The sequence below is a fragment of the Paenarthrobacter ilicis genome (assembly GCF_016907545.1).
Classification (GTDB): domain Bacteria; phylum Actinomycetota; class Actinomycetes; order Actinomycetales; family Micrococcaceae; genus Arthrobacter; species Arthrobacter ilicis.
Genome location: NZ_JAFBCD010000001.1, coordinates 3448379 through 3475266 on the forward strand (window position 1 = coordinate 3448379; position 26888 = coordinate 3475266).

Annotated in this window: 24 protein-coding genes; 17 read left to right on the forward strand and 7 right to left on the reverse strand. The window is 63.9% G+C overall.

Annotated elements, in window-relative coordinates:
• The first annotated feature begins 22 nt into the window (after positions 1-22).
• Positions 23-2467, forward strand: coding sequence for an HAD-IC family P-type ATPase (locus tag JOE60_RS15740; protein WP_167267497.1), 2445 nt, complete (start codon positions 23-25; stop codon positions 2465-2467).
• On the opposite strand, the gene JOE60_RS15745 is transcribed toward JOE60_RS15740, so the two are convergent.
• Positions 2452-2898, reverse strand: coding sequence for a hypothetical protein (locus JOE60_RS15745; protein WP_239528888.1), 447 nt, complete (start codon positions 2896-2898; stop codon positions 2452-2454). The two genes, JOE60_RS15740 and JOE60_RS15745, sit on opposite strands and share 16 nt — an antisense overlap.
• Before the next feature lie 99 nt (positions 2899-2997).
• Here JOE60_RS15745 and JOE60_RS15750 point away from each other — a divergent pair, with 99 nt between their 5' ends.
• Entirely contained in the window at positions 2998-4587 is a 1590-nt protein-coding gene (locus tag JOE60_RS15750) for an alkaline phosphatase D family protein (protein WP_167267499.1), read from the forward strand.
• Between the two features lie 11 nt (positions 4588-4598).
• On the opposite strand, the gene JOE60_RS15755 is transcribed toward JOE60_RS15750, so the two are convergent.
• Positions 4599-6125 carry a GMC family oxidoreductase gene (locus JOE60_RS15755; protein ID WP_167267501.1) on the reverse strand — a complete coding sequence of 509 codons (1527 nt, stop codon included), beginning with the start codon at positions 6123-6125 and terminating at the stop codon, positions 4599-4601.
• A 198-nt stretch (positions 6126-6323) separates the two neighbouring features.
• Here JOE60_RS15755 and JOE60_RS15760 point away from each other — a divergent pair, with 198 nt between their 5' ends.
• Positions 6324-7301, forward strand: a complete 978-nt coding sequence (locus JOE60_RS15760; protein WP_204814947.1) for an AraC-like ligand-binding domain-containing protein — start codon at positions 6324-6326, stop codon at positions 7299-7301.
• 75 nt (positions 7302-7376) lie between these two features.
• Entirely contained in the window at positions 7377-8603 is a 1227-nt protein-coding gene (locus tag JOE60_RS15765; RefSeq protein ID WP_167267503.1) for a pyridoxal phosphate-dependent aminotransferase, read from the forward strand.
• 24 nt (positions 8604-8627) lie between these two features.
• On the opposite strand, the gene JOE60_RS15770 is transcribed toward JOE60_RS15765, so the two are convergent.
• The gene (locus tag JOE60_RS15770) at positions 8628-9665 is read right to left on the reverse strand and encodes a zinc-dependent alcohol dehydrogenase family protein (RefSeq protein ID WP_167267505.1); all 1038 of its coding nucleotides are present in this window, start codon (positions 9663-9665) and stop codon (positions 8628-8630) included.
• Positions 9666-9759: 94 nt separating this feature from the next.
• Between JOE60_RS15770 and JOE60_RS15775 the strand changes: the two genes are divergently transcribed.
• Entirely contained in the window at positions 9760-10218 is a 459-nt protein-coding gene (locus tag JOE60_RS15775; protein ID WP_167267508.1) for a carboxymuconolactone decarboxylase family protein, read from the forward strand.
• Between the two features lie 17 nt (positions 10219-10235).
• Positions 10236-11144 (forward strand): sigma-70 family RNA polymerase sigma factor, encoded by a 909-nt coding sequence (locus JOE60_RS15780; RefSeq protein WP_167267510.1) that lies wholly within the window; start codon positions 10236-10238, stop codon positions 11142-11144.
• Positions 11145-11175: 31 nt separating this feature from the next.
• On the opposite strand, the gene JOE60_RS15785 is transcribed toward JOE60_RS15780, so the two are convergent.
• Positions 11176-11634, reverse strand: a complete 459-nt coding sequence (locus JOE60_RS15785; RefSeq protein WP_167267513.1) for a hypothetical protein — start codon at positions 11632-11634, stop codon at positions 11176-11178.
• A gap of 18 nt (positions 11635-11652) precedes the next feature.
• Entirely contained in the window at positions 11653-13623 is a 1971-nt protein-coding gene (locus JOE60_RS15790) for a primary-amine oxidase (protein WP_167267514.1), read from the reverse strand.
• Between the two features lie 123 nt (positions 13624-13746).
• Here JOE60_RS15790 and JOE60_RS15795 point away from each other — a divergent pair, with 123 nt between their 5' ends.
• The gene (locus JOE60_RS15795) at positions 13747-14337 is read left to right on the forward strand and encodes a TetR/AcrR family transcriptional regulator (protein ID WP_167267515.1); all 591 of its coding nucleotides are present in this window, start codon (positions 13747-13749) and stop codon (positions 14335-14337) included.
• Between the two features lie 172 nt (positions 14338-14509).
• Positions 14510-15136, forward strand: coding sequence for a DUF4230 domain-containing protein (locus JOE60_RS15800; protein WP_167267516.1), 627 nt, complete (start codon positions 14510-14512; stop codon positions 15134-15136).
• Between the two features lie 2 nt (positions 15137-15138).
• Here JOE60_RS15800 and JOE60_RS15805 read toward each other — a convergent pair whose 3' ends face one another.
• Complete coding sequence (locus JOE60_RS15805) at positions 15139-15780, reverse strand: LysE family transporter (protein ID WP_167267517.1); 642 nt, start codon at positions 15778-15780, stop codon at positions 15139-15141.
• A 162-nt stretch (positions 15781-15942) separates the two neighbouring features.
• Here JOE60_RS15805 and JOE60_RS15810 point away from each other — a divergent pair, with 162 nt between their 5' ends.
• On the forward strand, positions 15943-17355 hold the full coding sequence (locus JOE60_RS15810; RefSeq protein WP_167267518.1) for an aldehyde dehydrogenase family protein: 1413 nt from the start codon (positions 15943-15945) through the stop codon (positions 17353-17355).
• 73 nt (positions 17356-17428) lie between these two features.
• A complete protein-coding gene (locus JOE60_RS15815; RefSeq protein ID WP_167267519.1) occupies positions 17429-18286 on the forward strand; it encodes a prephenate dehydratase in 858 nt (285 codons plus the stop codon).
• A gap of 51 nt (positions 18287-18337) precedes the next feature.
• Here the strand turns inward: JOE60_RS15815 and JOE60_RS15820 are convergent, their stop codons facing one another.
• Positions 18338-20512, reverse strand: a complete 2175-nt coding sequence (locus JOE60_RS15820) for an MMPL family transporter (RefSeq protein WP_167267520.1) — start codon at positions 20510-20512, stop codon at positions 18338-18340.
• A 164-nt stretch (positions 20513-20676) separates the two neighbouring features.
• Here JOE60_RS15820 and JOE60_RS15825 point away from each other — a divergent pair, with 164 nt between their 5' ends.
• The 7 genes from JOE60_RS15825 (at position 20677) to JOE60_RS15855 (ending at position 26873) form a co-directional block, all read left to right on the forward strand.
• A complete protein-coding gene (locus tag JOE60_RS15825; RefSeq protein WP_167267522.1) occupies positions 20677-21234 on the forward strand; it encodes a MarR family winged helix-turn-helix transcriptional regulator in 558 nt (185 codons plus the stop codon).
• Between the two features lie 62 nt (positions 21235-21296).
• Positions 21297-22115, forward strand: coding sequence for a methyltransferase domain-containing protein (locus JOE60_RS15830; protein ID WP_167267524.1), 819 nt, complete (start codon positions 21297-21299; stop codon positions 22113-22115).
• 122 nt (positions 22116-22237) lie between these two features.
• Positions 22238-22597: a YciI family protein gene (locus JOE60_RS15835; protein ID WP_167267526.1), complete on the forward strand. Its 360-nt coding sequence runs from the start codon at positions 22238-22240 to the stop codon at positions 22595-22597.
• Between the two features lie 45 nt (positions 22598-22642).
• Positions 22643-23821 carry a DUF6596 domain-containing protein gene (locus tag JOE60_RS15840; protein WP_167267762.1) on the forward strand — a complete coding sequence of 393 codons (1179 nt, stop codon included), beginning with the start codon at positions 22643-22645 and terminating at the stop codon, positions 23819-23821.
• Between the two features lie 179 nt (positions 23822-24000).
• Positions 24001-25413 carry a C40 family peptidase gene (locus JOE60_RS15845; protein ID WP_167267528.1) on the forward strand — a complete coding sequence of 471 codons (1413 nt, stop codon included), beginning with the start codon at positions 24001-24003 and terminating at the stop codon, positions 25411-25413.
• A gap of 83 nt (positions 25414-25496) precedes the next feature.
• Entirely contained in the window at positions 25497-25814 is a 318-nt protein-coding gene (locus tag JOE60_RS15850) for a hypothetical protein (protein ID WP_167267530.1), read from the forward strand.
• Positions 25815-25889: 75 nt separating this feature from the next.
• Entirely contained in the window at positions 25890-26873 is a 984-nt protein-coding gene (locus JOE60_RS15855; RefSeq protein ID WP_167267533.1) for an aldo/keto reductase, read from the forward strand.
• Positions 26874-26888 lie beyond the last annotated feature (15 nt).

Consider the following 26888-nt stretch of genomic DNA (forward strand, 5'->3'; position numbering starts at 1 on the left):
GGGCTCGACGACGGGGGCTTAGGTGCCGGAGCAGAGGAACCACACGGGGGCGGACATCCAGCCAGAGGCGGCCGTCGGGCAGGGGCTGACCACCGCAGACGTTGCCGAACGGGTTGCCGCCGGTAAGACCAACGTGTTTGTCCAGGACACCAGCCGCAGCGTATGGAGCATTGTCCGCGCCAACGTGCTCACGCTGTTCAACGGAATCATCCTGGCCTGTTTCATTGTCCTCTTCGCGATCGGCCGCTGGCAGGACGCCCTGTTTGGTTTCAGCGCTATTGCCAACGCAGTGATTGGCAGCGTCCAGGAATACCGGGCCAAACGTGCTTTGGACCGCCTGGCCCTCCTCAACGCACCGCATGCCAGGGTGTTGCGGGATGGGGCGGAAACGGACATAGCACTGGACGATGTGGTGCTGGACGACGTCCTGGTCCTCCGGGCCGGGGACCAGGTGCCGGCCGACGGGGTCGTGCTGGCCTCGAGGGGCCTTCAAGTGGACGAGTCCATGCTCACCGGTGAGTCCGACGCCGTGGAAAAGGCGGAGGATGACCGTGTGCTGTCCGGCTCGGTGGTGGTTGCCGGCGAAGGAAGCGCCCTGGTGGACAAGGTGGGTGCGGATTCTTTTGCCAACTCCCTGGCCGCGGAAGCCAAACGCTTCTCCTTGGTTGCTTCAGAGCTGCGCTCCTCCATTGACCGGGTACTGAAGTGGGTCACCTGGTTTGTGGGTCCAGTGGCGTTGTTGGTTTTGAACGCGCAGATGATGGCCCAAGGCGGCTGGTCGGAGGCCGTGTCGAGTGGCTCGTGGAGGGATGCTGCCACCGCCACTATCGCGTCCGTCGTCGCCATGGTCCCCCTGGGACTAGTTCTCATGACCAGCATTACCTTCGCCGTGGGAGCCGTGAAGCTGGCCCGTCAGCAGGTGCTGGTGCAGGAGCTGCCCGCGGTGGAAGGCCTGGCGCGGGTGGACATCATCTGCCTGGACAAGACCGGGACACTCACCCAGGGCGACATCGTTTTTGATGCGGCACATCCCTTGACCACACGGTCCGGGTGGGAATCGGTGCTGGCGTGGTACGGCATCCAGAACGATGCGAATGCCACGGCCCGCAGCCTGGCGGGCCACTTCCACGATCAACCGCTGGCGCCGCCCACGGACCGGGTTCCCTTCAACTCCGCTCGCAAGTGGAGCGCTGTGATGTTCGACGACGGGATGTGGATTCTGGGAGGCCCCGAGATGGTGTTCCCTGCGCAAAGTTCCCACACAGCGCAGCATTCCAACCCCGCCCGGCTGGAACTGGCCGCCAAAGCCGCGGAATTGGCAGCAACCGGCCGGCGTACGTTGGTTCTGGCCCACGGCACGCCCACCCATGATGAAACCGTCCCCACGGACGCAGCACCCGTGGCACTCCTGACTTTCAAGGAGAACATCCGTCCCGATGCATCGGAAACCCTCTCCTATTTCGCGGCACAGGATGTCGATGTCCGGATCATTTCCGGCGACAACCCCCAGACCGTGGCCGCGATCGCCCGTGAAGTCGGCCTGGACGCGCCCCACGGCTTCGATGCACGCGAGCTGCCGGAAGATGACCAGCAATTCCTGGATGCCATCAACAACAACGTGGTTTTTGGCCGGGTGACTCCTGACCAGAAGAAGCGGATCGTGGTGGCCTTGAAGTCAGCCGGCCACACCGTAGCCATGACCGGAGACGGTGTGAACGACGCCTTGGCCATCAAGGAAGCCGACATCGGCGTGGCCATGAATTCCGGGGCGGCCGCCACCAAGGCGGTGGCACGGCTGGTGCTTCTGGACGGAAAGTTCTCCCATCTGCCCAGCGTGGTGGCGGAGGGTCGCCAGGTCATCGCCAACATTGAGCGCGTTTCCATGCTGTTCCTCACCAAGACCGCCTATGCCACGTTCCTGGCCATCGCGTTCGGGATCCTGCTTCTTCCCTTTCCGTTTCTTCCCCGGCAACTGTCCGTCACTGATGGCCTGACCATCGGCATCCCGGCGTTCTTCCTGGCCTTGCTGCCCAACGCGCAGCGCTATATTCCGGGTTTCCTCCGTCGGTCACTCACCTTCGCCGTTCCAGCAGGTGTTTCCGTGACGCTGGGCCTCGCTGCCTACGCCCGCCTGGCAGCGAACCTGCAGATTCCCGAAGCTGAGATACGGACGGGCTCCACGCTGATCCTGGCCATCATCGGCATTTGGATCCTGGTGGTGCTCTCGCGTCCGGTCACGCGTTTCAAGGGGATGGTGATCGGGGCCATGATGATCGGGCTGGTTCTGGTGTACTCGGTTCCTGTTGCCCGGAACTTCCTGCAATTCACCGATCCGACGCTCCCCACAGCACTGCTGATCCTGGCCACGTCAGGGGCCTGCATAGGGCTGGTGGAGGTGGTGCGCTTTGTCCACCGGCGCGTCGCTTACAGGGACGCCCAAGAAGTGCTTCATCACCGCTCGAAGTAGCGCCGTCCGCGTCCTGTCCACAGCGGCACCACCACGGCAAAACTGGCTATGGACTGGCTGATCACAGCGGACCAGTCACCATCTGCTGCAACCAGAAGGTCCAGCACGGCGAACGCCAGGCCCAGAAGCATGACCGCCGTTGCTCCCTGGCGGGCGGCGCTGCTTCCGCGCGCCACCCCGGATGCCAACCCGATGACCAGAAGGCCAAACAACACCATGCCGGCACCAAGCAGGGTGATGGGCAACGTGACGCCTTGGGACTGCGCATCCGGGGCGTACCGCAGGAAAATAGTGAGGATCCCCAGGAGAATCTGGGTGATGCCGGCCATGTACATCAGCACCACCGCAAATGTCACCGTACCGGGCCGCTGTGAGCGCTCCCCCGTCATCATGGCGTGATCCCCGTCATGGTCCGAGCATAGACGAGGCATACTCCACTCCAACCCGGAGTTACAGCTTTTGTCACATAATTTACCGCTCATTCACGTCGCTCTTGAATCCAGTCAACCCGGCGTTCCTAGGGTCTGAACATGGAAAAAATCTCCCGCAGATCCCTCATCTCAGCCGGCCTCGGTGCTGGAATCGTCGCCGGCGTGGCCGCCCTGCCGCAGACCGCCGTCGCGGTTTCAACAGCGGACGACGCCGGTCTCCGCACCGATCCGTTTACGCTGGGCATCGCGTCGGGCGAACCATGGCCGGACGGCTTTGTCATCTGGACCAGGCTGGCGATGAACCCCGTGGCCGGGGACGGCCTGGGGAGCATGCCGTCCCGCAACGTTGCCGTCGCGTGGGAAGTTGCCGAAGACCCGGCCATGCGCAGGGTAGTAGCCCGCGGCGTCGAACATGCCAGGATCGAAAGCGCCCACTCCGTGCACGTCGAGCTGAAGGGCCTGCGGCCGGGCCGCGAATACTTCTACCGTTTCCGCACCGGACGCCACCTCAGCGAGGTCGGCCGCACGCTGACGGCCCCGGCACCAGGCGAAACTCCCACCGCGTTGGCCATGGCGTTCGCCAGCTGCGCCCAGTACGAGCACGGCTACTTCACTGCTTACAAGCGGCTGGCAGAGGACCACCCGGACCTGGTGCTGCACCTCGGCGACTACCTCTACGAGTACAAAAAGGACAGCTACGTGATCGGCGGCGGCAACCCCCGTGATCATGAGGGCCCGGAGACAGTCAGTCTCGCGGGTTACCGCCAGCGGCACGCCCAATACAAGGCCGACGCCGATCTGCAGGCTGCGCACGCAATCGCGCCCTGGCTGGTGGTGTGGGATGACCACGAGGTGGACAACAACTGGGCAGACGACATTCCGGAGAACAGCGATGCGGGCCAGCTGAACGACACCACTGAGCACTTCCGGCAGCGCCGCGCAGCAGCGTTCCAGGCGTACTACGAGAACATGCCACTGCGCCCGTCATCGGTCCCGGCAGGCTTCGACATGAAGATTTACCGCACCATCCAGTGGGGCCAGCTGGCAAACTTCCACATGATGGACACCCGCCAGTACCGGGACGATCAGCTCGCCGGCGACGGCTGGCGGAAGAACGTCGCCGAACGCTTGGACGAGAACCGCACCATCACCGGCGCCGAGCAGGAAAAGTGGTTGCTGGACGGTTTCCGGAACTCCACGCAGCGCTGGGACATCCTGGGCCAGCAGGTCTTCTTCGCCGAGCGGGACCGTGACAAGGCACCGGACATCGACGACGTCTCCATGGATGGCTGGGACGGTTACGCCGCGTCCCGCCGCCGCATCACCCAGGGGTGGGTGGACGCCAAGGTGCGCAACGCCGTCGTGCTGACCGGCGACGTACACCGCCACTGGGCCACCGACCTCAAAGTGGACTACAAGGACCCGGCGTCACCAGTGGTTGGGTCGGAACTGGTGTGCTCGTCGATCACCTCCACCGGAGATGGAAACGGCTCCACTACAGATCCCACCATGGCGTGGAACCCGCACCTGAAGTTCTACAACGACAACCGCGGCTACGTGAACACGCGCATCACCAAGGACGCCATGGCCGCGGACTTCCGCGTGCTGGACTACGTCACCACTCCGGGCGCTCCGGCCAGCACCAGGAAGTCGTTCACCATCAAGGACGGTGTACCGGGCCTCGCCTGACCCAGCCAGGGTTAGTCGCCCAGCATCAGCCCGGCAGCCTTTTCGCCGATCATGATCGCAGGGGCGTTGGTGTTGCCGCTGGGGACAGCCGGGATGATGGAGGCATCGGCCACCCGGAGGCCCGCAACACCCCGGACCCTGAGCTGCGGATCCACAACGGACAAATCGTCCACACCCATCTTGCAGGTGCCAACCTGGTGATGGTAAGTGCCGGCAGCTTGACGGGCAAAGGCCCGGACGTCGTCGCGGGATGCAGGAGCCGACGACGGCGTGAACTCACCTCTGCGGAAGGGTGCAAAGGCATCCTGGGCGCCTATCTCGCGGCAGAGAATGATGGCGTCCACCAAGGCCTCAACGTCGTATTCCTCGGCCAGGATGTTCGGGTCCACCAAGGGTGCTGCCACGGGGTCCGCCGATGCCAGCCGTAACGTGCCGCGGGAGCGCGGCCGGACAATTCCCGGTGCAATGGTGTACCCATGCTCCGGTGCCGGGCCACCGTCGGTGGGATACGGCAGGTGCAGGAACAAGGGCTGCAGGTCCGGGGCTTCTTCTTCCGTTTGGCTGCTGTGCGCGTACAGCTGGCTTTCCAACAAATTATGGCGGCCCGCCACCAGCGGTGCGGATGCCTCGTAAATGTTGCCCGCAAGCAGGTGGTCGTGAAGGTTTTCACCGACGCCCGGCAGGTCCACCACGGTATCAATGCCCACGTCACGGAGATGGGCGGATGGTCCAATGCCGGACAGCATCAGGATCTTCGGGGAACCAATGGCGCCGGCACTGATGATGACTTCCGCGCCGGCTTCCGCCTGAAGCAGCTCACCATCGAGCTGGTATTCGACGCCGGTTGCCCGTCCGCCGTCGAGCGTCACCCTGGTGACCAGCGCATCCGTGGTGACCTTGAGGCCCGGGTGGTCAAGCACCGGCGCAACAAAGCTCTGCCAGGCGCTGGCACGCCTGCCGTCCTTGGTGGTGGTGTGGTTGAAGCCGACGCCGGTCATCTGGATGCCGTTGAAATCATCGGTTTCCGTGTGGCCGAGGGAGACAGCAGCGTCCACGAAGGCCTGGGCAGCCGGGTGCCTCTCCATGATGCGCTCAACGTGGAGGGGGCCTCCTTTTCCGTGGAACTCACTGGCACCATCGGCGTGGTCCTCGGATTTCTTGAACAGCGGCAGGACCTCATCCCAGGACCAGCCCTCTGCACCCTGGGCGGCCCAGGCATCGTAGTCGGTCCGGTGCCCGCGGATGTAGATCATTCCGTTGAGGGAGCTGCTGCCGCCAAGGACCCTGCCCCGGGGCCAGAACAGGCTGCGGTTGTTCGCGTGCTTCTGCGGCGTGGTCATGACAGCCCAGTCGTTGGCCCCGGTCAGGAGATTCGGCCAGCCCTGGGGGTTGTGGATATTGGGATCGGAGTCCACCGAACCGGCTTCAAGGACGTGGACCGTATGGCCGGCGTCGAGCAAGCGGCGGACTATGACGCTGCCTGCGGAGCCTGCGCCGACCACCACGTAGTCGGAATGATGAGATGTGTTGTCAGCCATGGGGTTCCTCCTCGAACGGGGCCGTGAAACAAGGACCGGCATCGCAGTGCCGTCCCCAGCAGTTTGCCGCGGACCGGCACTGGGGCTCTTGGCATGGGACGCACAGCACTGCGCACCACCCGCACTCTTGTGAGCGGCATCACTGTGGCGGATGCGTTCATGGGACACTGGAAATGCCGCTTTCAAAGGAGAGATGACGTGACCGGTGCCATTGCCAGGCAGCCCCGGGAAGAGTTCACCACCACTTCCTTGGCCAGGACCGAGCGCTTTGACGCGTGGAACCAAGCCGTCAACCAGGCCTTCGTTCCACTGTCCGTGGTTGCCAAGGATCCGGAGGGCTTTGGGGGCGGGCTGATCAACCAATCGGTGGGACCGGTGTTCCTCAGTGCCGTTTCAGGGACAGCAAGCCACGTAAGGCGCGGCCACCGCCAGATCCAAGCCAACGATCCCGGGCTGGTGAAGTTGGGGCTTCAGCTGCGCGGCTACTCCGTGGTGGCGCAGGATGGCAGGGAAGCGGCGCTGACTCCCGGCGACTTCGCCATCTACGACACCACCCGGCCCTACGATCTTTACTTCGATGACGCGTTCCGGATGATGGTGGTGATGTTCCCGCCCGAAGCACTCCACCTGAACCGCAAGAGCATCGCCGGCCTCACGGCGTCCAGGATTTCCGGGCGGCAAGGACTGGGCTCGCTGACCTCCGCGTTACTGGGTGCCATCGCCAAACAGCTCCACGAGGACACGGTGACCGACGCAGCCACGGTGTCGGACGCCCTGTTGAACCTGATCTCGGCAGTTTTCGCCGAGCGGGTCCCGCCGTCGTCGCCCCTTTCCCCGGAGCGGCTGGCACTCATGGAGAGGGTGGAGGCATTTGTCGGGGCGCGGTTGGGTGACCCCGAACTCACGGTCAACCAGATCGCCGCCGCCCACAATGTTTCGGTGCGCTATCTCCAGAAGCTCTTCGAAGAACGGGACGATACCGTGAGTGCCTGGCTTCGCCGGCAACGCTTGGAGAAGTGCCGTTCCGATCTGGTGGATCCCCGCCTCCAGACGCGGCCCGTGTCCGTAGTTGGAATGCACTGGGGTTTCACGGATGCTTCCAGTTTTTCCCGGGCCTTCAAAACCGCGTTCGGCTATTCCCCTTCCGAATACCGGTACTCGTACAGACCCGCCTAAGCCGTCCGCCCCCTCCGCCCCGACGCATCCCGGACAAGTTTGCCCGTTGCGGGCAGGACCGTGAAAAGATCAACCATGCGTCAGATGCAGCACTCCAGCAAACTCCAGAATGTCCGGTACGAACTCCGGGGGCCAATCCTTCAAGCGGCCAAGGCCATGGAGGCCGAAGGCCACCGGATCCTGAAGATGAACCTCGGTGATACCGCCCCGTTCGGCCTGGAGGCGCCGGAGTCAGTGGTGGTGGACATGATCCACCACCTTCGTGGAGCCCAGGGCTACAGCGATTCAAAAGGCATCTTTTCAGCCCGCACCGCCATCTCGCAGTACTACCAGACCCGTGGGCTGATGAATATTGGCGTTGAGGACGTTTTCATCGGGAACGGCGTCAGCGAACTCATCTCCATGACCCTGCAGGCGTTCATGGAGAACGGCGACGAAATCCTCATCCCCGCCCCGGACTACCCGTTGTGGACTGCCACGGTAACGCTCACTGGCGGCAAGGCCGTGCATTATCTCTGCGATGAGGACGAGAACTGGTGGCCGAACATGGCCGACGTCGAAGCCAAAATCACCCCGCGCACACGGGGAATCGTGATCATCAACCCCAACAACCCCACGGGCGCCGTGTACCCGCGGCACATCCTGGAGCAGTTCGCAGACCTGGCGCGCAAGCATGACCTGGTGCTCTTCTCTGACGAGATCTACGAGAAGATCCGGTACATCGACGCACCACACATCCACACAGCGTCCATTGCCGATGACATCTGTGTCCTGACCTTCAGCGGGCTGTCCAAGGCCTACCGCATGCCGGGCTACCGTGCGGGCTGGGTGGCCGTGACCGGTCCCCTCACCGCTACCGCTGCGTACAGGGAATCCCTGGAATTGCTGGCATCCCTGCGCCTGTGCTCCAACGTTCCTGCGCAGCACGCCATTCAAACGTGCCTGGGCGGGTACCAAAGCATAGAGGCCCTCATCAGTCCGGGCGGTCGCCTGCGGGAACAGCGCGACCTCGCCTGGAAATTGCTGACCCAAATCCCCGGGGTGACCTGCGTCCCCGCCGCCGGCGCCATGTACCTGTTCCCCCGGCTGGACCCGGAGCTCTACCCCATCGCCTCGGATGAGAAGTTCGTACTGCAATTGCTGCAGGAACAGAAAATCCTGGTCTCCCACGGCACGGCCTTCAACTGGCCCACCCCGGACCACTTCCGCTTTGTCATCCTGCCTGCGGAGCGGGACATTGAAGAAGCGGTCCGCCGGATTTCACACTTCCTGGCGGCCTACCGGAACCGGCCGGCCAACTAACCCAGCCAGGTCGCAATTGAGGGCTTAGAGCGCCGGATCGATCATGGTCATACCCGCCACTCTTGCCGTATCGAACCCGGGCAACAGCGTGGCGGCTTCTTCCAAGCCAATGGTTCGCTCAATCAGCAACTGGGGCTGCAATGAACCGGCTTCTATCAGCGCCATCATGCCCGGGTAGTCCACAGCGGCCATGCCGTGGCTGCCCAGGAGATCCAGTTCCCAGCCGATAACGCGGGCCATGGGCACCTGGGGGTTGCCGTTGATCGAGGGAAGCAGGCCAATCTGGACGTGCCGGCCCCTTCTGCGGAGGCTCAGGATGGCGTCGGAGCAGGTCTGTTCGCTTCCCACGGCATCAACGGCCACGTGCGCGCCTCCCCCGGTCAGTGCGTGAATGGCTTCCGGGATGTCAGAGCCATCGGCAAGAACCGTGTGCTCAGCACCCAGACGGGACGCCACCTCAAGGGCTTCAGGGTTGCGGTCCACGGCCACCACACGGGCTCCCATGGCCTTGGCAATCATCACGGCGCTCAGCCCCACGCCGCCCGCTCCCACCACGGTGACCCACTCGCCGGCGCGGACATTGGCCCGGGCAGCAAGCGCACGGTACGCGGTGGCGAAGCGGCAGCCCAGGCTTGCCGCCGTCGAATATTCAACGCTGTCAGGGATGGCAACCAGGTTGCTGTCCGCTGCGTGGAGGGCCACGTACTCGGCAAAGGAACCCCAGTGGGTGAAGCCTGGTTGCTGCTGGTCGGGGCACACCTGCGCTTCACCGGCGAGGCACCACTCGCATTTCCCGCAACCACAAACGAACGGGACCGTCACACGATCGCCCTCTTTCCAGAGTTCCACGCCCTCGCCTACCGAGGCGATGACGCCCGCAAGCTCGTGGCCAGGAACGTGAGGCATGGCGATGTCATCGTGGCCGGCCCAGGCATGCCAGTCGCTACGGCACATGCCTGTTGCCAGCACTTTCACCACCACTCCGCCGTGGGGGGCTTGCGGTATGGCGACCTCCCTGACGTCGGGCTGGGTCCGGACCTCATCAAACACTATTGCTCGCACGCCTCTGACTCTAACAATTCGCCGGAACTGTCACACTTCCGGGATCCGCTCCGACATTCCTGATGTAAGCCACCATCTCTGAAGGGACGTCAGCATGACCCGCATCAACATCGGCCGTACCAACAAGCTTGGCTACGCCGCCGTCATTGGCCTTGAAGGCTACGCCCGCAAGTCCGTGGATCCGGACCTGTACGAGCTCATCAAGCTCCGCGCTTCCATCCTCAACGGCTGCGGATTCTGCGTGGACATGCACGCCACCGAAGGCCGCAAAAGCGGAATCCCGGAAAGGAAGCTGCATGCAGTGGCAGCGTGGCAACACTCCAAGGTGTTCTTCGATGCCCGCGAACAAGCTGTCCTGGCTCTGACAGATGCCGTGACCCAGCTGGGCCCTGACACCGTCACCGACCAGATCTGGAACAACGCCGCCACCCATTTTGACGACTCCCAGATGGGCGGACTCATCATGGCCATCTCCACCATCAACGTGTGGAACCGCATTGCCATCAGCACACAGATGGAACCACCCGTGGATGAGAAGAACCCGGTCATCTGAAAGGTAGCGTTGGCAGCATGACTCTTGCGGTGTCAGCCACGGCGGCGTGGCAGGGCGAACGGAACCGTCTCCTGGGGATCGCCTACAGAATGCTGGGCGACTTCGGGCATGCCGAGGACGTCGTTTCTGAGGTAGCGATTGACGCTGTCCGGCAGGAACGGAACACCTCCGCGGGCCGGGTGGAATCCTGGCCGGCGTGGCTGACCACTGTGTGCGTACGGCGCTCCATCGACCGCGTGCGCCAGCTCGCTGCCGTCCGGGAGGAGTACACCGGGCCGTGGCTGCCCGAACCGGTTGACACTTCCCTGCTCCCCGAAGACGCCGTAGCCAACCGCGAGCTGTTGTCACTGACCCTGCTCCATTTGGCGGAACAACTGGCACCGGAGGCACGGGCTGCGCTGGTCCTGCACCGCGCTTTCGGCCTGCCGGCTCCGGAAATCGCGGAGATCCTGGAGAAGACGCCAGCCGCCGTTCGCCAGATGATCTCCCGTGCCGAACGACGCCTGGACATCGATCCCAACGCTCCCGCTCCACGGGCCAAAGACCGCGCGGTCCTGGAGAAGCTCGTGCACGCGATCGAACAGGGAGAGATTGACACCGTAGTGTCCTTGCTCCACCGCGATGCCGTCCTCTGGGCTGATGGCGGCGGCAAGGTCAAGAGCGCCGTGAACCCCCTGTTTGGGGCGGAGAGGATCGCGCGCTTTTTTACGGGCATCCTGGGAAAAGCCATCGCCGCCGATCCCGAGGAACCGGTCCGGGCCTGGGTTGTGGCGATCAACAGCGGATCAGCCTTGGTCCTCAAACATCACGGCCGCTCGGACGTCATTGAAATATACGTGGCCCCGGACGGGTCCATCCGGGGCCTGCGGCAACTCTCCAATCCGGACAAGCTGACGCGCGTTTCCTTGTCTGCGGGCGCGAAATAGCGGGAAGCCTTCCAGTTCGTTGGACGCTTCCCTACGACGTGGCAGGATTCCCGCGAACCCGCCTACTCTGGGCCCGGCGGAGGCGAGCCACCAGCGTCGCGGCGAGCAACGCCGTCGTCAGTTCCAGGCCGATGACCAGCAGCAGCTGCGCTGCACCGGACGTTTCAGGAACGCTCGACGCCGGCCTGCCGCCATGGCTGTGGCCGGCGCCTCCCGCTCCGAGCAGCAGGACCGCGTGGAGTGCCACCATCACCAAGGCCGCAGCGGTTACTTGGTGAAGCGACCCCACACGGCTGTGGCGCCAGATGTGAACTGCGCAGGGCAGGCATACCGCCGCCATGGCGATCATCAGGAAGCCCAGCCAAACCCCGTGATTCCCGGACACCGCCAGCCACAGATGAGCCGCGCAGGAGGCCGCGGTCAATGCTGCACAGAGACGGGGATGGAGGACAGGCCCGGCGAACCGGACCCGTCCCGTCGTCGTGGTCATGGTGTTCCCGGAGCGGTTTTAGTGGCAGTGCCCGGCGGCTTCGCCGTCGTGGTGCTCGCCAGTGGCGCCGGCGGCACTGTGGCAACTCGAGCCTGAGGCGTTGGCCGGCACGTCCAGAACGGGGCTGCGGTCGAAGAAGCCCTCGGGACGCAGCTTGAAGCCCACGGTATCCACGGGCATGATGGGCCAATCCTCAACGCGGGGGAAGTGGGTCAGGCCGAACGTGTGCCAGAGGACGATGTCCTGGCCGTCGATCTCGCGGTCCTGGGCAACGTAAGCCGGCAAGCCAGCACCGCCGGAGTGCTGATTCACGAAGTCGCCCGTGGGGTAGCGCTCGTCGTCGGCGTAGCGGGTGACCCATACGTCCTTGGTGGCGAAGGCTGCGCGCTTGGCAATGGATGACCCCGGATCGGCCAGGAGCGTGGGCTGGTTTTCGGCGTGGAGTTTGTAACCGACGGGCTCGCCGAGGCGGTTTGTGGACCCAGGGTTGGAAATGATCCAGGTGCGGCCAGCCCTTGCGTCGGCTTCGCGGACGGCCTCGGACTCTTTCGCCAGGAGCGTGCGCTTGCGGGAGAACGCATTGCCGCGCTCATTGCCCTCGCCCATGGCCTGGCGGACCACGTCTTCTTCCTCCACACGGTTGATGAAACCGTCAATGGCCATGTCCAGGCGCGCGCTGAACAGGTGCTGGTGGAACGGTGCACCCAGCCCGGGAGCCAGCTGGGAAATGTTCTCCGAGCCGCCTTCCGGGAACGCGCTGGTGAACACGACGCCGGTGGCCTTGGCTTCGAACTCGATGGTGCCGTCCAGGTAGAGGTACCAGTAGAAGCCGTAATCGTAGTTGCCGATGGTGGTGAAGAAGGAGATCACCAGGCGACGGTTGCGGCGGGTGTAGTTGATGCCGGTCCAGAGGTCGGAGTGCTTGGACAGGATGCCCCAGTCTTCCTCGTGCATGCAGATGCCGTTGCGGATCTCACGGGGATTGCCGAAAGCGTCGCTGATGACAGGGCTGAGGTAGGTGATGTCGCCCAGGCAGTCGCAGCCCAGTTCCAAGGAGTTTGCGTACTGGCCCACCAGGTATTCGCCGGTATCGAAGTAGTTCTGCCAAGACCTGATGGGCGAGGGATCGCCGTAGGGCACCACCATTTCGGCAATGGACGCGCGATTAATGATGGGCCGCTTCTTCTCGCCGTCCTGGAAAGCCAGGTTGTGGAGGACAACTCCTTCGCGGACGTCGAAGCCGACGTCCACGCTCCACTTTTCCCACTCCACGTGGTTGCCGCCCGTGACGGTGAAGCTGGGGCCTTCGGGCTGCGTGATGCTGATGGGTTTCTGGGTTTCGCGGAGAGGGCCGGTCAGTTCAGGATCCGTGTAGTTTCCGTGCTCTGCCGGGATCGGCATGACGCCCAGATCGATGACCTGGGTGACTTCCTTGTTGACCACGTCCACGTAGGCTACGAGTCCATCCACGGGGTGCGCCCAAGCGCTGTCCTCCGGGAAGTCCTGCACGAACGCGAGCCCACGGAGGATGCGCCGGCCCCTTTCGTCTTCATATTCAAAGACGCCGGCGGACAGCGGAGCAACACGGACCTTCTCCACGTCCAGGTCCCGGGCTGCGAGCGCTGTGAGCCACCGCTCATCGGTGGCGAGGAGCGCCTCCACCACCTCGAACTCTTCCTCGAGGACGGGGAGTTCACCGGAGACCTTGGTGTCCAGTTCGAGTGCTGACACGATCTCGCCGCGGGTTACGGAGACCACGACGTCCGTAGGAGCTCCACCGGAAATGTCGTGGATGAAGACGCGGAAACGGCGTTCAAGCCCGGGGGCGCCACGGGAGGGGTCCACCAGCCCCAGGTAGGCGATGCGCTTCTCAGCGCCCAAATGGCCGGCGGCCTGCAGGATCCCCTGTACCTGGGAAATCTCGGCGCCCGTTGCCAGGCCGTACTGTGCTTGCTCGGTGGCGACTGTCTCAGTTGCTGTGGGCGTCATGGCTGCCTCTTGTCCGGGACCGGTGATGGGTCGGAGTTTATTTTCTATAGTTGTAGAGAATAGCCAAAACGTAAGATGGGTCACAAGACCTTTTCGCCGATTATTTTCCCGGGAGCCCCAACAGTGCCAAAGATTGTGGACCACGATCAACGACGCCTCGAACTGGTGGACGCTACCTGGCGCATCATCGCAAGGCTGGGCATGGAAGGGGCCACCATGCGGGAGATAGCCGAGGAGGCAGGCTTCGCCAACGGCGCGCTCAAGCCCTATTTCCCCACCAAGGACCTGCTTCTCACATCGGCCTTCGGGCACGTTTTCAACCGCACCAACCAGCGCATCGCCACCATGACGGAGGGGCTCTCCGGGGTGGCCGCTCTCCGCGCATTCTGCGCCGAAGTCCTGCCCTTGGATGAGGAACGCGTCAACGAAGCCCGGATCGTGATTCCCTTCTGGCAGAAGGCACTGAACGACGCCCAGATGGCCATCCTTCACAGCGAGTCCATGAGCCAGTGGCACACCACCATCACTGCCCACGCCGCAGCAGCCCGGGCGGCCGGTGAGATCAAGGCGCCCATCGGGGACGCCGCCGTCGCCGATCACCTGCTGAACATGATGCTCGGCGCGCAGATCGTGGTGGCGCTGTCCCCTGCAGAACATTTTTCGCAGGATCTCGCGGGGCAGTTGGACAACTACCTGGCGCTGCTGGCTGTTTGACCTCGCATCCGTGACGCCGGCCGCGGCCGAGCTGCGGATTACGTAACAGTCGACCTGCACCTGTCCGCCTTTATATGGTTCGAAAGGACTGGAACAGTGCCCTGTTGAGGCGGTCGACCGCCGCGCAACTTCGAAGACATTTCGACATCAAAGACCGGGGAATGAAAAAGTAATGAAGTTTTTCAAAGCAAGGGTTTTACTCTGGCCACTCGTCTTGGTCACTCCACTGGTTATTGCAGGAATCGTGGCAATTTTCGCTTCAGGCGCCCTGAATGCCCTGGCTCTCAATTCACTGTTCGGCAGCAACTCGAGCGAACGCGATTCCCAGGTGCAACAGTCCGTCACCCGGGTGCAAGAGGTTGCCCTGGTCAGCCTGCACATTGAGGGGGTGGCACGACACGAAAGTTCAGGCGAAATACTCGGAGTGGTTGTACCTGCCAGCGAGAAGACCACGCTGATCCAGTATAAGTTCGATGCAAAACTCGGCGTCGACGGGTCAAAGGTGAAAATCGAACCCACCGGTAAAGACTCATATCGGGTGACCATCCCCGAATTCGTCGGGATTGGCTACGAGGATCCCGTGTTCGAGGATCCTCTGGAAAGCAGCGAGGCGCTCAGTTGGCTAACACCGGCAGCGGTCCAAACCCGCATGATCACCAACATTCTCAGCGACGAAAACAAGCAGAAGTACATTGTTCAAAACCACGACGCCCTTCGAGAACAGGCCCAAGCCTTTTACTCTGGAATAGTCGCGAGCGTGGATCCAAAAATCCAGCTCGTATTTGAATTCGCACAGTAAATTCAGCTCGTGGCGCCCGACGCCACCACGCCCACGCCCAGCCCGGCGATCACACCGCTGCTGACGCGCTCGACGACGGTGCCCACCTTGGGGCGTTTGAGCCACCGCATCGCCTTGAACGCCACAACGGCGATCATGGAGAGGTAGGCGAAGGCGATGACCGCGACAACGAGGCCCAGGATCAGGGAAGTGCCCATGGTGTCGCCCCCGTGCGGGATGAATTGCGGAACCACGGCCAGGTAGAAGAGTCCCACCTTGGGGTTGAGCAGCGTGGACAGCGCGCCGGCGCCCAGGGCTGAGAGCCGACTGTACGGGAGGGGCTCCTCCCCGCCGGAACCGTCCATGCCTGCCTTGGCCGCCTTCCGGGACTTGATGAATGACGAGACACCCAGGTACAGCAGGTACAGGCCGCCCGCGATCTTCACCCACCGGAACAATTCAGCGGACTGCTCCAGGATCGCAGCCAACCCAACGCCCACCAACGCAGCCCACGCAATGGCACCCGCAGCTGAACCAGCCGCCGCGGCAATGCCCGCACTTGGCCTGTTCAGCGCAATCCGGAGGACCAGAAACGTATCGGGACCGGGAGTCACCGAAAGGACAAGGCAGAGGCCGGCAAAGGCTGCGAGGGAAGCGAGGCTCACAAGCTCGATTATCAGGCACGGCTGCCGGGACGGAAAGCGTTCACTTCCCGTCAAGGGCTGTTCGTTCAACGACAAGCACACCGCAAGTGACTCCCACCACACTGGAAACAAACGTTGCGTGCCCCACCGGACGCCACGACTTACTACCTGAGCGGAGTACCAATGGAGACTTACGACGCCCTGCTGGCCTCGATCACCCCGGCCGCCGGCCAGAACAGCCGCACCATTCTTGACCCTGCGACGGGCGAGGCTGTTGGCGAGGCACCCGTTCACACCGTGGAAGACCTGCAGGCCGCAATCGACGCAGCAGCCGCAGCGCAACCTGCCTGGGCTGCGCTGGGCCACGACGCCAGGTCCGCCGCGCTCCTGAAAGCAGCCGACGCCGTCGAACGTTCCGCCGAAGAACTTGCCCGGCTGCTCTCCCGCGAGCAAGGCAAGCCGCTGAACGGCCCCAATGCCCGCTTCGAAGTGGGCGCCTGCTCCGCGTGGCTCCGTGCCACCGCGGGCACTCCGCTGGAACCCGAGGTGGTGGTTGATGACGGCGAAACGCACGCCGAACTGCACTACCGGCCCATCGGCGTGGTGGGTGCAATTGGCCCGTGGAACTGGCCCATGATGATCACCATTTGGCAGATCGCGCCAGCGCTCCGCATGGGCAATGCGGTGGTGGTCAAGCCCTCCGAATACACTCCGCTGTCCGTGCTGGCGCTGATTTCCATCATCAACCAGGAACTGCCTGAGGGCCTGCTGTCCGTAGTCTCGGGCGGCCGCGACGTCGGCGAAGCGCTGGCCTCACACGATGCCATTGGAAAGGTGATGTTCACCGGGTCCACAGCTACGGGCAAGGCGATCATCCGGTCCTCTGCGGACACCGTCAAGCGGCTCACGCTGGAGCTCGGCGGCAACGACGCCGGAATTGTGCTGCCAGACTCCGATCCCAAGGCAATTGCGGAGGGCTTGTTCTGGGGCGCTTTCATCAACACCGGACAAACCTGCGCCGCCCTGAAGCGCCTGTACGTCCACGAGTCCCAGTACGAGGCCGTCTGTTCCGAGCTCGCCGCTGTTGCCGCCGCCATGCCCATGGGCAACGGGCTGGATGAGAACAATGTGCTTGGTCCGCTGCAGAACCGGCAGCAGTACAACATTGTTGCCCGGCTGGTGGACGCCGCCCGCGAGTCCGGCGCCCGGATCCTGGTGGGCGGAAACCCCGACGACAACCAGCCCGGCAACTTCTACCCCACCACCCTGGTGGCGGACATCGACAATGACAATCCGCTGGTGGCCGAGGAACAGTTTGGCCCGGCACTGCCGATCATCAAATACAGCACCGTTGACGAGGCGGTGGCCAAGGCGAACGCGCTCGACGTCGGACTGGGCGCCTCTGTTTGGTCCTCCGACCTGGGTGCCGCACGGGAAGTCGCCGCCCGCATCCAGGCCGGAACCGTGTGGATCAACAAGCACGGTGCCGTGGACCCCCGGGTGCCGTTCGGCGGGGCAAAGCAATCAGGCTACGGCTTGGAATTCGGCGCCGAAGGCCTGAAGGCATTGGGCGTTCCGCAGGTGATCAACGGCTGACGCGATGCCTGCCCGCGGCCATAGCGTGGACGCGTTTGGGTGGCCCGGCTCACTGCATGAAATTATGGGCACCATGTCCCAGAAGATTGCGTATCAAGGTGAGCCGGGAGCCAACTCGGATCTCGCGTGCAAGCAAATGTTCCCCGCTATGGAGAGCGTCCCGTGTGCAAGCTTTGAGGACGCCTTTGAGCTGGTCTCCTCCGGGGCCGCGGACCTGGCCATGATCCCGATCGAGAACTCCATTGCAGGACGCGTAGCCGACATCCACGTCCTGCTCCCCCAGTCCAACCTGCAGATTGTGGGCGAGTACTTCCTGCCCATCCGCTTTGATCTCCTGGGGATTCCGGGCAGCACCATCGAGGGTGCCACCGAGGTCCACAGCCACATCCACGCGCTGGGCCAGTGCCGGCGGATCATCCGCGAAGCAGGCCTGAAGCCGGTCATTGCGGGCGACACGGCCGGGTCGGCGCGCGAGGTACGCGACTGGAACGATCCCCGAAAACTCTCCCTGGCTCCCCCTTTGGCCGCCCAGCTGTACGGTCTGGAAGTCCTGGCGTCCGGCGTCGAGGACGACCCCACCAACACCACCCGCTTTGTGGTGCTGGCCCGCGAGCGCGAGCTTCCCACCAAGGAAGAGTTGCCCGCCCCGGCCATCACCACTTTTGTATTCCGCGTCCGCAACGTTCCATCGGCCCTGTACAAGGCGCTGGGTGGATTCGCCACCAACGGCCTCAACATGACGCGCTTGGAGAGCTACATGGTGGGCGACGAATTCGCAGCCACCATGTTCATCTCCGATGTGGAGGGGCACCCGGAAGACCCACGGTTGAGGCGTGCCTTGGAGGAATTGGAATTCTTCACCACCGAGGTCCGGGTGTTGGGCGTCTACGCCGCTGATGGCTACCGGGAACGGAACACGGTCAGCGCGTAGGCGCCTGCATCCTGTGGTCCGGGCCGAGGCCCGGACCACAGGAGAGGACACTCAGCGTCCCACGGGGGCGCCTTCTTCTTCATGCTCGCGGATCACGGCATCGCGCGGGGACCGTCCAAGCTTGCTGGGCCACCAGATCTTGCTGCCAATGTCGTAAGCCAGCGCAGGAACCAGCAGAGACCGGACCAGGACCGTGTCCAGCAGCACGCCGAATGCCACAATGAATGCCAGTTGCACCAGGAACATGATGGGGATGACACCCAGGGCCGCGAACGTGGCCGCCAACACCACGCCGGCGGAGGTGATCACGCCACCGGTCACGGCCAGCCCGCGGAGGATGCCCGGCCGGGTTCCATGCTTCAACGATTCCTCGCGCACCCTGCTCATCAGGAAGATGTTGTAGTCCACACCCAACGCAACAAGGAACACGAATCCGAACAGCGGAACGGTGGCATCAGCTCCGGAGAACTTGAAAATCCCGTTGAACACCCAGGCAGAGACGCCCAGGGCTGCAGCGTAGGAGAGCACCACGGACAGCACCAGCAGCACCGGCGCCACCACGGATCGCAGCAGGAGCATCAGGATGAAGAGGATCACCACCAGAACCACCGGAATGATCACCAGGAGGTCGCGCTGGGCGGTGGTGTTGGTATCCAGGGCTGTCGCCGTGACCCCACCCACCAAGGCTTGGGAATCAACGTCGCGGACCTCGGTTCGCAGTGCCTTCACTGCGTTCTCGGCTTCGATCGAGTCGGCTGCGGAGTTCAGGGTGGCGTTGATGAGCACCCTGCCATCACGGACCGCGGGTTCGGTGGGGGCGCCCGGGGCTCCGGTGATGGGGACGTTCCCGTCGGCCAACAGGTAGGCGTCCCCCACGCCGTCGGCCGCTTTGACCTTGTCCAGGACTTGCTGCGCGGAGCCTTGGGAGGCCACCACGACGGCGGGGCTGCCGCTGCCGGCGTCGAAGTGGCGCGCCAGAGCGTCCTGGCCGTCCACGGCGTCCGACTTGGCGAGGATGACGTCCGTTTGCGGGACACCGTTTGCTTTGAGTTGGAGAACACCGGCGGATGCCACCAAGAGCAGCAGGACCGACGCTATCCACACCACGCGCGGGCGCTTGGAAACCAGCGTGCCGACTCCCTTCCACAGACCCTTTTGTCCTTCCAGGCCGGTGACCAGCTCGGGTTCGCGCTGGTCGTCGGGAAGGAGCTTGGGACGGAAGGGCCAGAAAGCGGCGCGGCCCAGCAGTGCCATGAGCGCGGGCAGGAGAGTGAGCGCGGCGAACAGCGAGCAGAGGATGCCGGCCGCAGCCACGGGCCCCAGCGCCTTGTTGGAGTTCAGATCTGAGAAGAGCAGGCACAGGAGCGCGATGATCACGGTGGCGCCCGAGGCCAGGATCGGCTCGAAGGACGCCTTCCACGCGGTGATGACGGCCTGCGTGCGGTTGGTGGTGTGGGTCAGTGCTTCACGGAAGCGCGCCACGTACAGCAGTGCGTAGTCCGTTGCCGCGCCGATCACCAGGATGGACAGGATGCCTTGGCTTTGGCCGTTGAGCTGGATCCAGCCCAGCTTGGCCATGCCGAAGACCAGCAGAATCGCCGCGCAGAGGGCGAACACCGAGGTGAAAAGTACCGCCAGCGGGAGCACCACGGACCGGTACACCAGCAACAGGATCACGAACACGGCGCCCAGTGCCACCAGCAGCAGGATGCCGTCGATGCCACCGAACGCGTTGACCAGATCCGCCGTGAGGCCGGCCGGGCCGGTGACGTAGGCCTTCATGCCATCGGGGGCGCCGGGCTGGACCACGTCACGGAGTTCCTTGACCTTCTCCCTCAGCTCGTCCGAGGACGCCATGGGGACAATGAACTGCACAGCCTTGCTGTCCTGGGAAGGAATGGGGCCGACGACGGCGCTCCCCAGCTTGAGTGCGTCAATGTCGCCTTTGAGCTTGGCTGCTTGAGCCAGTTGGGCCGGGGTGAAAGGGGCGTCGTTTTCGACGATGACCACGGCGGGGATTTCTTCGGAATCCCTGAACTTGGCCTGCCATTCGCCGGCCTCGGTGGCTTCAGCACCGGCGGGCAGGAAGGAGGCTTGATCGTTGGAGGAGACTTCACTGAGCCGCCCGAATGTGGGGCCGCCGATTCCGGCAATGCCCAGCCAGGTGATGACCAGCACCACGGGCACCAGCCATCTCAGCCAGAACGGAACTTTCTGCGCGTTCATGTGTCCTTCTTCTGTGGGGATGCGGAGGATCTTTATTCCAGCATAGATTATCTCTATGATGGAACTATTCCAAGAGTGATTAACTATGGATGAGCTCAACAGCCCCTGCCGGGAGTAATATCCGGTAGGCAACAATCCACTACTCACGCCGGCAGGAGGGCGCTATGACTGACCCAGTGGTTCAGCGCCCGGACGACGCCGGCGAACCCGGCCGCCACACTCCCGGCGGCGCACCCGGGGGCGGCAGGCCACAGGATGCGGCACCGCAGGAGTTGGTGCGACTCCTTCAGGACTTCACGTTGGAGGCCAACCACTACGTGGACGCGGCCGGCGGCACGAACGACATGCACCGCACGGACCTCAATGCCTTGGCCGTCATCATGCGGCACTCCGCGGCAGGCAAAGTGGTAACCCCCGGTGTGCTGCGCTCCGAACTGCGGCTGAGTTCACCCGCCACCACCGCTTTGGTGGACCGGCTCCATGCCTCCGGCCACGTGGTCCGCGAACGATTGGGCACGGACCGGCGTCAGGTCCAGCTCCACATGACCCCCAAGGCCTACAAGGACGGAAGTGCCATGTTCATGCCGCTGGCTATCCACATGGGCCGGGCCATGGCCACCTACAGCGCTGAAGAGCTGGATGTGGTGACCCGCTTCATGACGGACATGGTGGACGCAACCCTGGCTGCCCGGGACGAAGCCACAGGCACGGAAGCCGGCTGAAGTACTGCGCCCATTGCAGCACGTTCCGCCGAAACACCGCCACCAAGTTGTAGCGTTTCCCTATGAACGCGCAGCAGCAGCCTGAAGATGTCTACACCCATGGACACCACGAGTCGGTTGTCCGTGCCCACGCATCACGAACAGTGGAAAACTCTGCGGCTTTTGTGATGCCCTACCTCACTCCCGGGACCACCGTGCTCGACGTCGGATGCGGACCGGGCAGCATCACCTGCGATTTCGCGGGGCTGGTTTCCCCGGCGCAGGTGATCGGCCTGGACCGATCAGCTGACGTGGTGGCCCAGGCAACCGGGCTGGCCGGCGAGCGCGGCGTGGACAACGTCTCCTTCCAGACCGGCAACATCTACGACCTGGACTTCGAGGACGAATCCTTTGACGTGGTCCACGCGCACCAGGTCCTGCAGCACCTCACGGACCCCGTCGCTGCGCTGCGTGAAATGCGCCGGGTAGCCAAGCCCGGCGCCATTGTTGCCGTGCGCGACGCTGATTTCCATGGGATGAGCTGGTACCCGGAGCTGCCGGAGCTTGATGAGTGGATGGATTTGTACCAGAAGATCGCCAGGCGGAACGGGGCTGAACCCGACGCCGGGCGACGACTGGTCTCGTGGGCACAGCAGGCGGGTTTCACCCAAGTGGGGCCCAGCAGCAGCAACTGGTTGTACGCCACCGCACAACAACGTGCGTGGCAGGCCCGGGTATGGAGCGAACGGGTATTGCACTCGGCATTCGCCGAACAAGCGCTGGAATACGGCCTGGCCAACGAGGCGGACCTGGCCAGGATTGCGGCGGGGTGGCACCGGTGGGGCGCCACCGATGACGGCTATTTCCTCATTCCCAACGGCGAAGTAATCGCCAGGGCCTGACCGCGGAAAAGGCTGCCCGGAAAATAACCAAGGAAAATTCATTCAGCATGTAGAAATGCCCTGCACTGTTCCGACCCACCAGTGAAAGCACCCGCACGAGGTGCCCTCTCAAGGAGTTTCAGATGAAATACATGATCATGATGTTCGGTTCGGCAGAAGGCATGATGGAGACGGCCGACCCCGGATGGATCAAGGAAATGATCGGTTTCATGATCCAGATCGACAAGGACCTCACCGAGTCCGGAGAGCTGGTCTTCAATGCGGGCCTGGCCGACGGCAGTGCCGCCAAGCTGGTCAAGCAGACCCCCGATGGCGTGATCACCACGGACGGCCCCTTCGCCGAGTCCAAGGAATCGTTGGTGGGTTATTGGGTGGTTGACGTGGCCAGCGAGGAACGCGCCGTGGAAATCTGCTCCAGCATTGTGAAGTACTCCCAAGTGGTTGAGCTCCGCCCGCTGGCCGATGGACCTCCGGAGGTCTGACTGGACCAGCCACCCGACACATCGCTCGAGGACCTGCTGCGCACCCTGGCGCCGCGGGTCCTTGGCATGCTGGTGCGCAAGTACAGGCAGTTTGACGCGTGCGAGGATGCCGTTCAGGAGGCTCTCCTTGAGGCCTCCCTCCAGTGGCCTTCCGAACTTCCTGAGCACCCACAGGCGTGGTTGACAGCGGTGGCGTCCAGGCGGTTGATCGATGCTTGGCGGAGCGATCATGCCCGGCGCGCCCGTGAGGAACGGGTAGCCGCCATGGAGGTCCCGCTGGATTCCGCCCCGGATCGGGACGACACCCTCACCCTCATGATCCTCTGCTGCCACCCCGCCATCTCGGCACCGTCGCAGCTGGCACTGACGCTCAGGGCAGTTGGCGGACTCACGACGGCGGAAATCGCCTCAGCCTTCATGGTTCCCGAGGCGACCATGGGCCAGCGCATCAGCCGCGCCAAGCAGAGCATCCAGAAGGCGGGCGCTGAGTTCCGCATGCCGCCTGCTTCCGAGCGGAAGGCGAGGCTCGGCGTCGTACTTCACGTCCTGTACCTGATCTTCAACGAAGGCTACGTTGCAAGCTCGGGCCCGTCCCTCCAGCGCGAGGACCTCACCACCGAGGCGATCCGCCTGACCCGTTTGCTGCTCACTTCCACTCCGGATGAGCCCGAGGTTACGGGTCTGCTGGCGCTGATGCTGCTCACCGATTCCAGGCGCGCGGCACGTACATTGGCCGATGGAACGCCGGTTCCCCTCGCGGAGCAGGACCGAAGCTTGTGGAACAGCGGGCAGATCGGGGAAGGCGTTGCCCTGCTGTCTGCCGTGCTGGGAAGGGGCGCGGCTGGGCCCTATCAGCTGCAGGCGGCGATCGCCGCTGTGCATTCCGAAGCGCCTACTGCCGAGGAGACGGACTGGCGGCAGATCCTGGCGCTCTACACGGTACTTGAAGCCGTGGCCCCGGGCCCCGTGGTCACACTGAATCGCGGTGTCGCTGTGGCAATGGTCAGAGGGCCCCATGCCGGGATCGAGCTGCTGTCCGGGTTGGACTCTGCACTCGGAAAATCCCACCGTTTGGAGGCTGTGCGTGGTCACTTGTATGAGATGGCGGGCCTTCCCAACGAAGCCAGGGCCGCCTATCTGACAGCCGCCAAGAAAACAGGCAGCTTGCAGGAACGGCGTTACTTGTTGGGGAAGGTTGCCGGGCTGGACGCCGCGGGGGCTTGACCCGGGACACGCCCGCTGGGTCGTCGCGAATGACAACGTTGTGGTTTATGTTACTGATGTGACTGCTGTTGCCAATGGGCAAGTGCTCACGTAGCCTCAGACTGCCGGGAGCCTCCGAGGTGCGCAGTCGCGCCACATCCGGAACCTCGCTCCCCCGTACCGTTTCGAGGTTTCCTTACATGGCTTTGTCCCGATCTGCCCGCAGGACGGCGGTGCTGTGTGCCGTCGTCGTACTTTCTGGCGCCGTGGTAACTCCTGCTGGGGCCGTGCCCGCTTCGACCCCCGCCCTCAGCGTCCGGGCGTCTCCAGATGTGCCCTCGCCTGAGGAGATCGCGGCAGCCAAAGCCAGTGAGACAGCGACGGCGGAACAGGTCAGCACCATCGAGCGGGTCCTTGCGGACGCAGCAGGTTCCCAGCAGGCCGCGTCAGCAGCTGCCATGCAGGCCAACAACGCCTACAGCGAAGCCCTGGTGGAACTCCAGCAAAGGACCAAGACCGCGTCCGACGCCGGCACCCAGGCCGCGGCTGCCCGGGAACAGCAGGACAAGACACGCAAACAGGTGGGGCAGATCGCCGGAGACCTGTACCGGAATGGCGGACTGAATCCCGCCCTCGCAACGCTGGCCGGCGGCACCGAAAGCCTGCAGCAGGCGGCCACGCTGGAGGCCCTCACAGCAAGGCGAAACCGCGATCTTGAGGCCGCCATCAGCGCCGCCGCGGCATCCCGCTCCATGTCGGCAGCTGCGGATGACGCCACCAAGGCCGCAGAAGACGCGACAAAAACAGCCGAGCAGCGCAAGACACAAGCGGAACAGGCCAATGCGGCGCAGCTCAAAGCCGTGGCCGACGCGAAAGAACAGCGGACCACACTGGTGGACCAGTTGGCCGAGCTCCGCAACACCACTGTGGCGCTTGAGTCTGCCCGGGTGGATGCCTTGGACCGGCAGCGTGAAGAGGCACGGCTCACGGCACTGACCGCCGCTGCTGACCAGGGAGCGCGGAATCAGGCCGGCCAAGATTCGGGCGCTTCGCAGGGAACTCCCGCTCCGGCTGCCCCGGCACCGGCAGCCCCGGTCCAGGGTCCCGCCGCACCAGCGCCTGCGCCCGCACCAGCGCCTGCGCCCGCACCAGCACCTGCGCCCGCGCCAGCACCAGCCCCCGCGCCCGCGCCAGCACCCGAGCCAGCACCAGCACCTGCACCCGCGCCCGCACCTTCGCCGGGCTCGCACGAAACAGCAATTTCCATAGCCTTGGGTAAGGTGGGCGCGCCGTTCTACTACCAGTGGGGTGGTACTGGGCCCTACGGTTTTGACTGCTCAGGACTGGTCCAGAATGCCTTCGCCGCAGCGGGGATGCGCCTGCCCCGAACTGCCTCGCAGCAGTACGCCGCTGCTCCGGTCCACGTCCCACTCTCGCAGGCCCGCCGCGGCGACCTGTTGGTTTGGGGCTCGCCGTCCAACTTCTATCACGTGGCCATCTACTTGGGGAACGGCCAGGTGGTGCAAGCCCTGAACCCACAGGAAGGCATCACAGTCTCGAGCATCAGTTCCATGGTGGGCATGGAGCTCTACCCGTACGCGGCCAGATACTAGGCACCGACCCAAGGACGCCGGACCACCCGCCACCTTTACCGGGTTGGTGACCAAACTGCGGTGGGCTGCGGGATGATGAAGGCATGAGCAATCCTGACCCGGACCTCTGGGCGGAATTCGACAACCTTAAACCTGCCCCCGACGGCCACGTGAGTGGCCGTCCAAGCCGCGAACCATCAGGCTTCGGCTTCAGAACGGGTGTGCGCAGCGCAAAAGTCGCCTTTGGATTCGCCGTGTATGCGCTGGTTCTCGGAACCACCCTGGTGATCACGGGGGCCGTGGTTTTCATCGCCCAAAGTCAGTGGCTGCTGCTCGGCCTGATGGTGCTCGTCGAAGCAGTCTTCGTCTTTGGGTTCATTCAACTGGTCCGCCAAGCGAACAAACGGCGCTTCCCGAACTGAGGATCCAGCGCGGAGTTGCCCGTTGGTTCCCTTTTTTCGGCCATAGTCCCAACCAGGCAGCATATAGTCGAACCCATGGAACAGCGCATACTTGGCAGGACCGGCCGATCAGTTTCCACCGTAGGGCTGGGCACGTGGCAGCTCGGGGCGGACTGGGGCGACGTCAGCGAGGCCGACGCCATGGCCGTCCTGGACGCGTCGGCTGGTTTGGGTGTCACTTTCTTTGACACCGCGGACGTGTATGGCGACGGACGCAGCGAGGAAATCATCGGAAAGTTCCTCCGCTCCAATCCGGAACTGTCCATCACTGTTGCCACCAAAATGGGACGGCGCATGGACCAGATACCCGGCAATTACACCTTGGAGAACTTCCGTGCCTGGACCGACAGGTCGCGCCGGAACCTGCAGCAGGACACCCTGGATCTGGTCCAACTGCACTGCCCGCCTACCGCCGTGTACAGCAGCGACGAGGTATACGACGCCCTGGATACGCTGGTCAGCGAAGGGGCCATCCGGAACTACGGCGTCAGCGTGGAACGGACCGACGAGGCACTGGAAGCCATCAAGCGTGGAAACACCGCAACAGTCCAGATCATCCTCAACGCCTTCCGCCTCAAGCCCCTGGACGAGGTCCTGCCCGCGGCACAGGAGGCCGGCGTAGGCATCATCGCCCGTGTTCCCCTGGCCTCCGGTCTTCTGTCAGGGAAATACACCGCGGACACCCAATTCCCAGCCAACGATCACAGGAACTACAACCGGGACGGCTCATCCTTCGACGTAGGAGAAACCTTCTCCGGGGTGGACTTTGAGAGCGGCGTGAAAGCTGCCCGGGAATTCAGCGACCTGGTCCCGGAAGGCGTCACCACGCCGCAAGCGGCACTGGCCTGGATCATCGCCCAGCACGGGGTCACCACGGTCATTCCCGGTGCGCGGTCAGCCCAGCAGGCTGAGGCCAACGCCGAGGCAGGAGACATGCAGATCGTCGGCGCCGGACTGGTGGACGGGGTCAAGGACATCTACGATCGCCACTTCCGCGAAGCGGTTCACCCGCGCTGGTAGCCGCTGGCCGCCGTC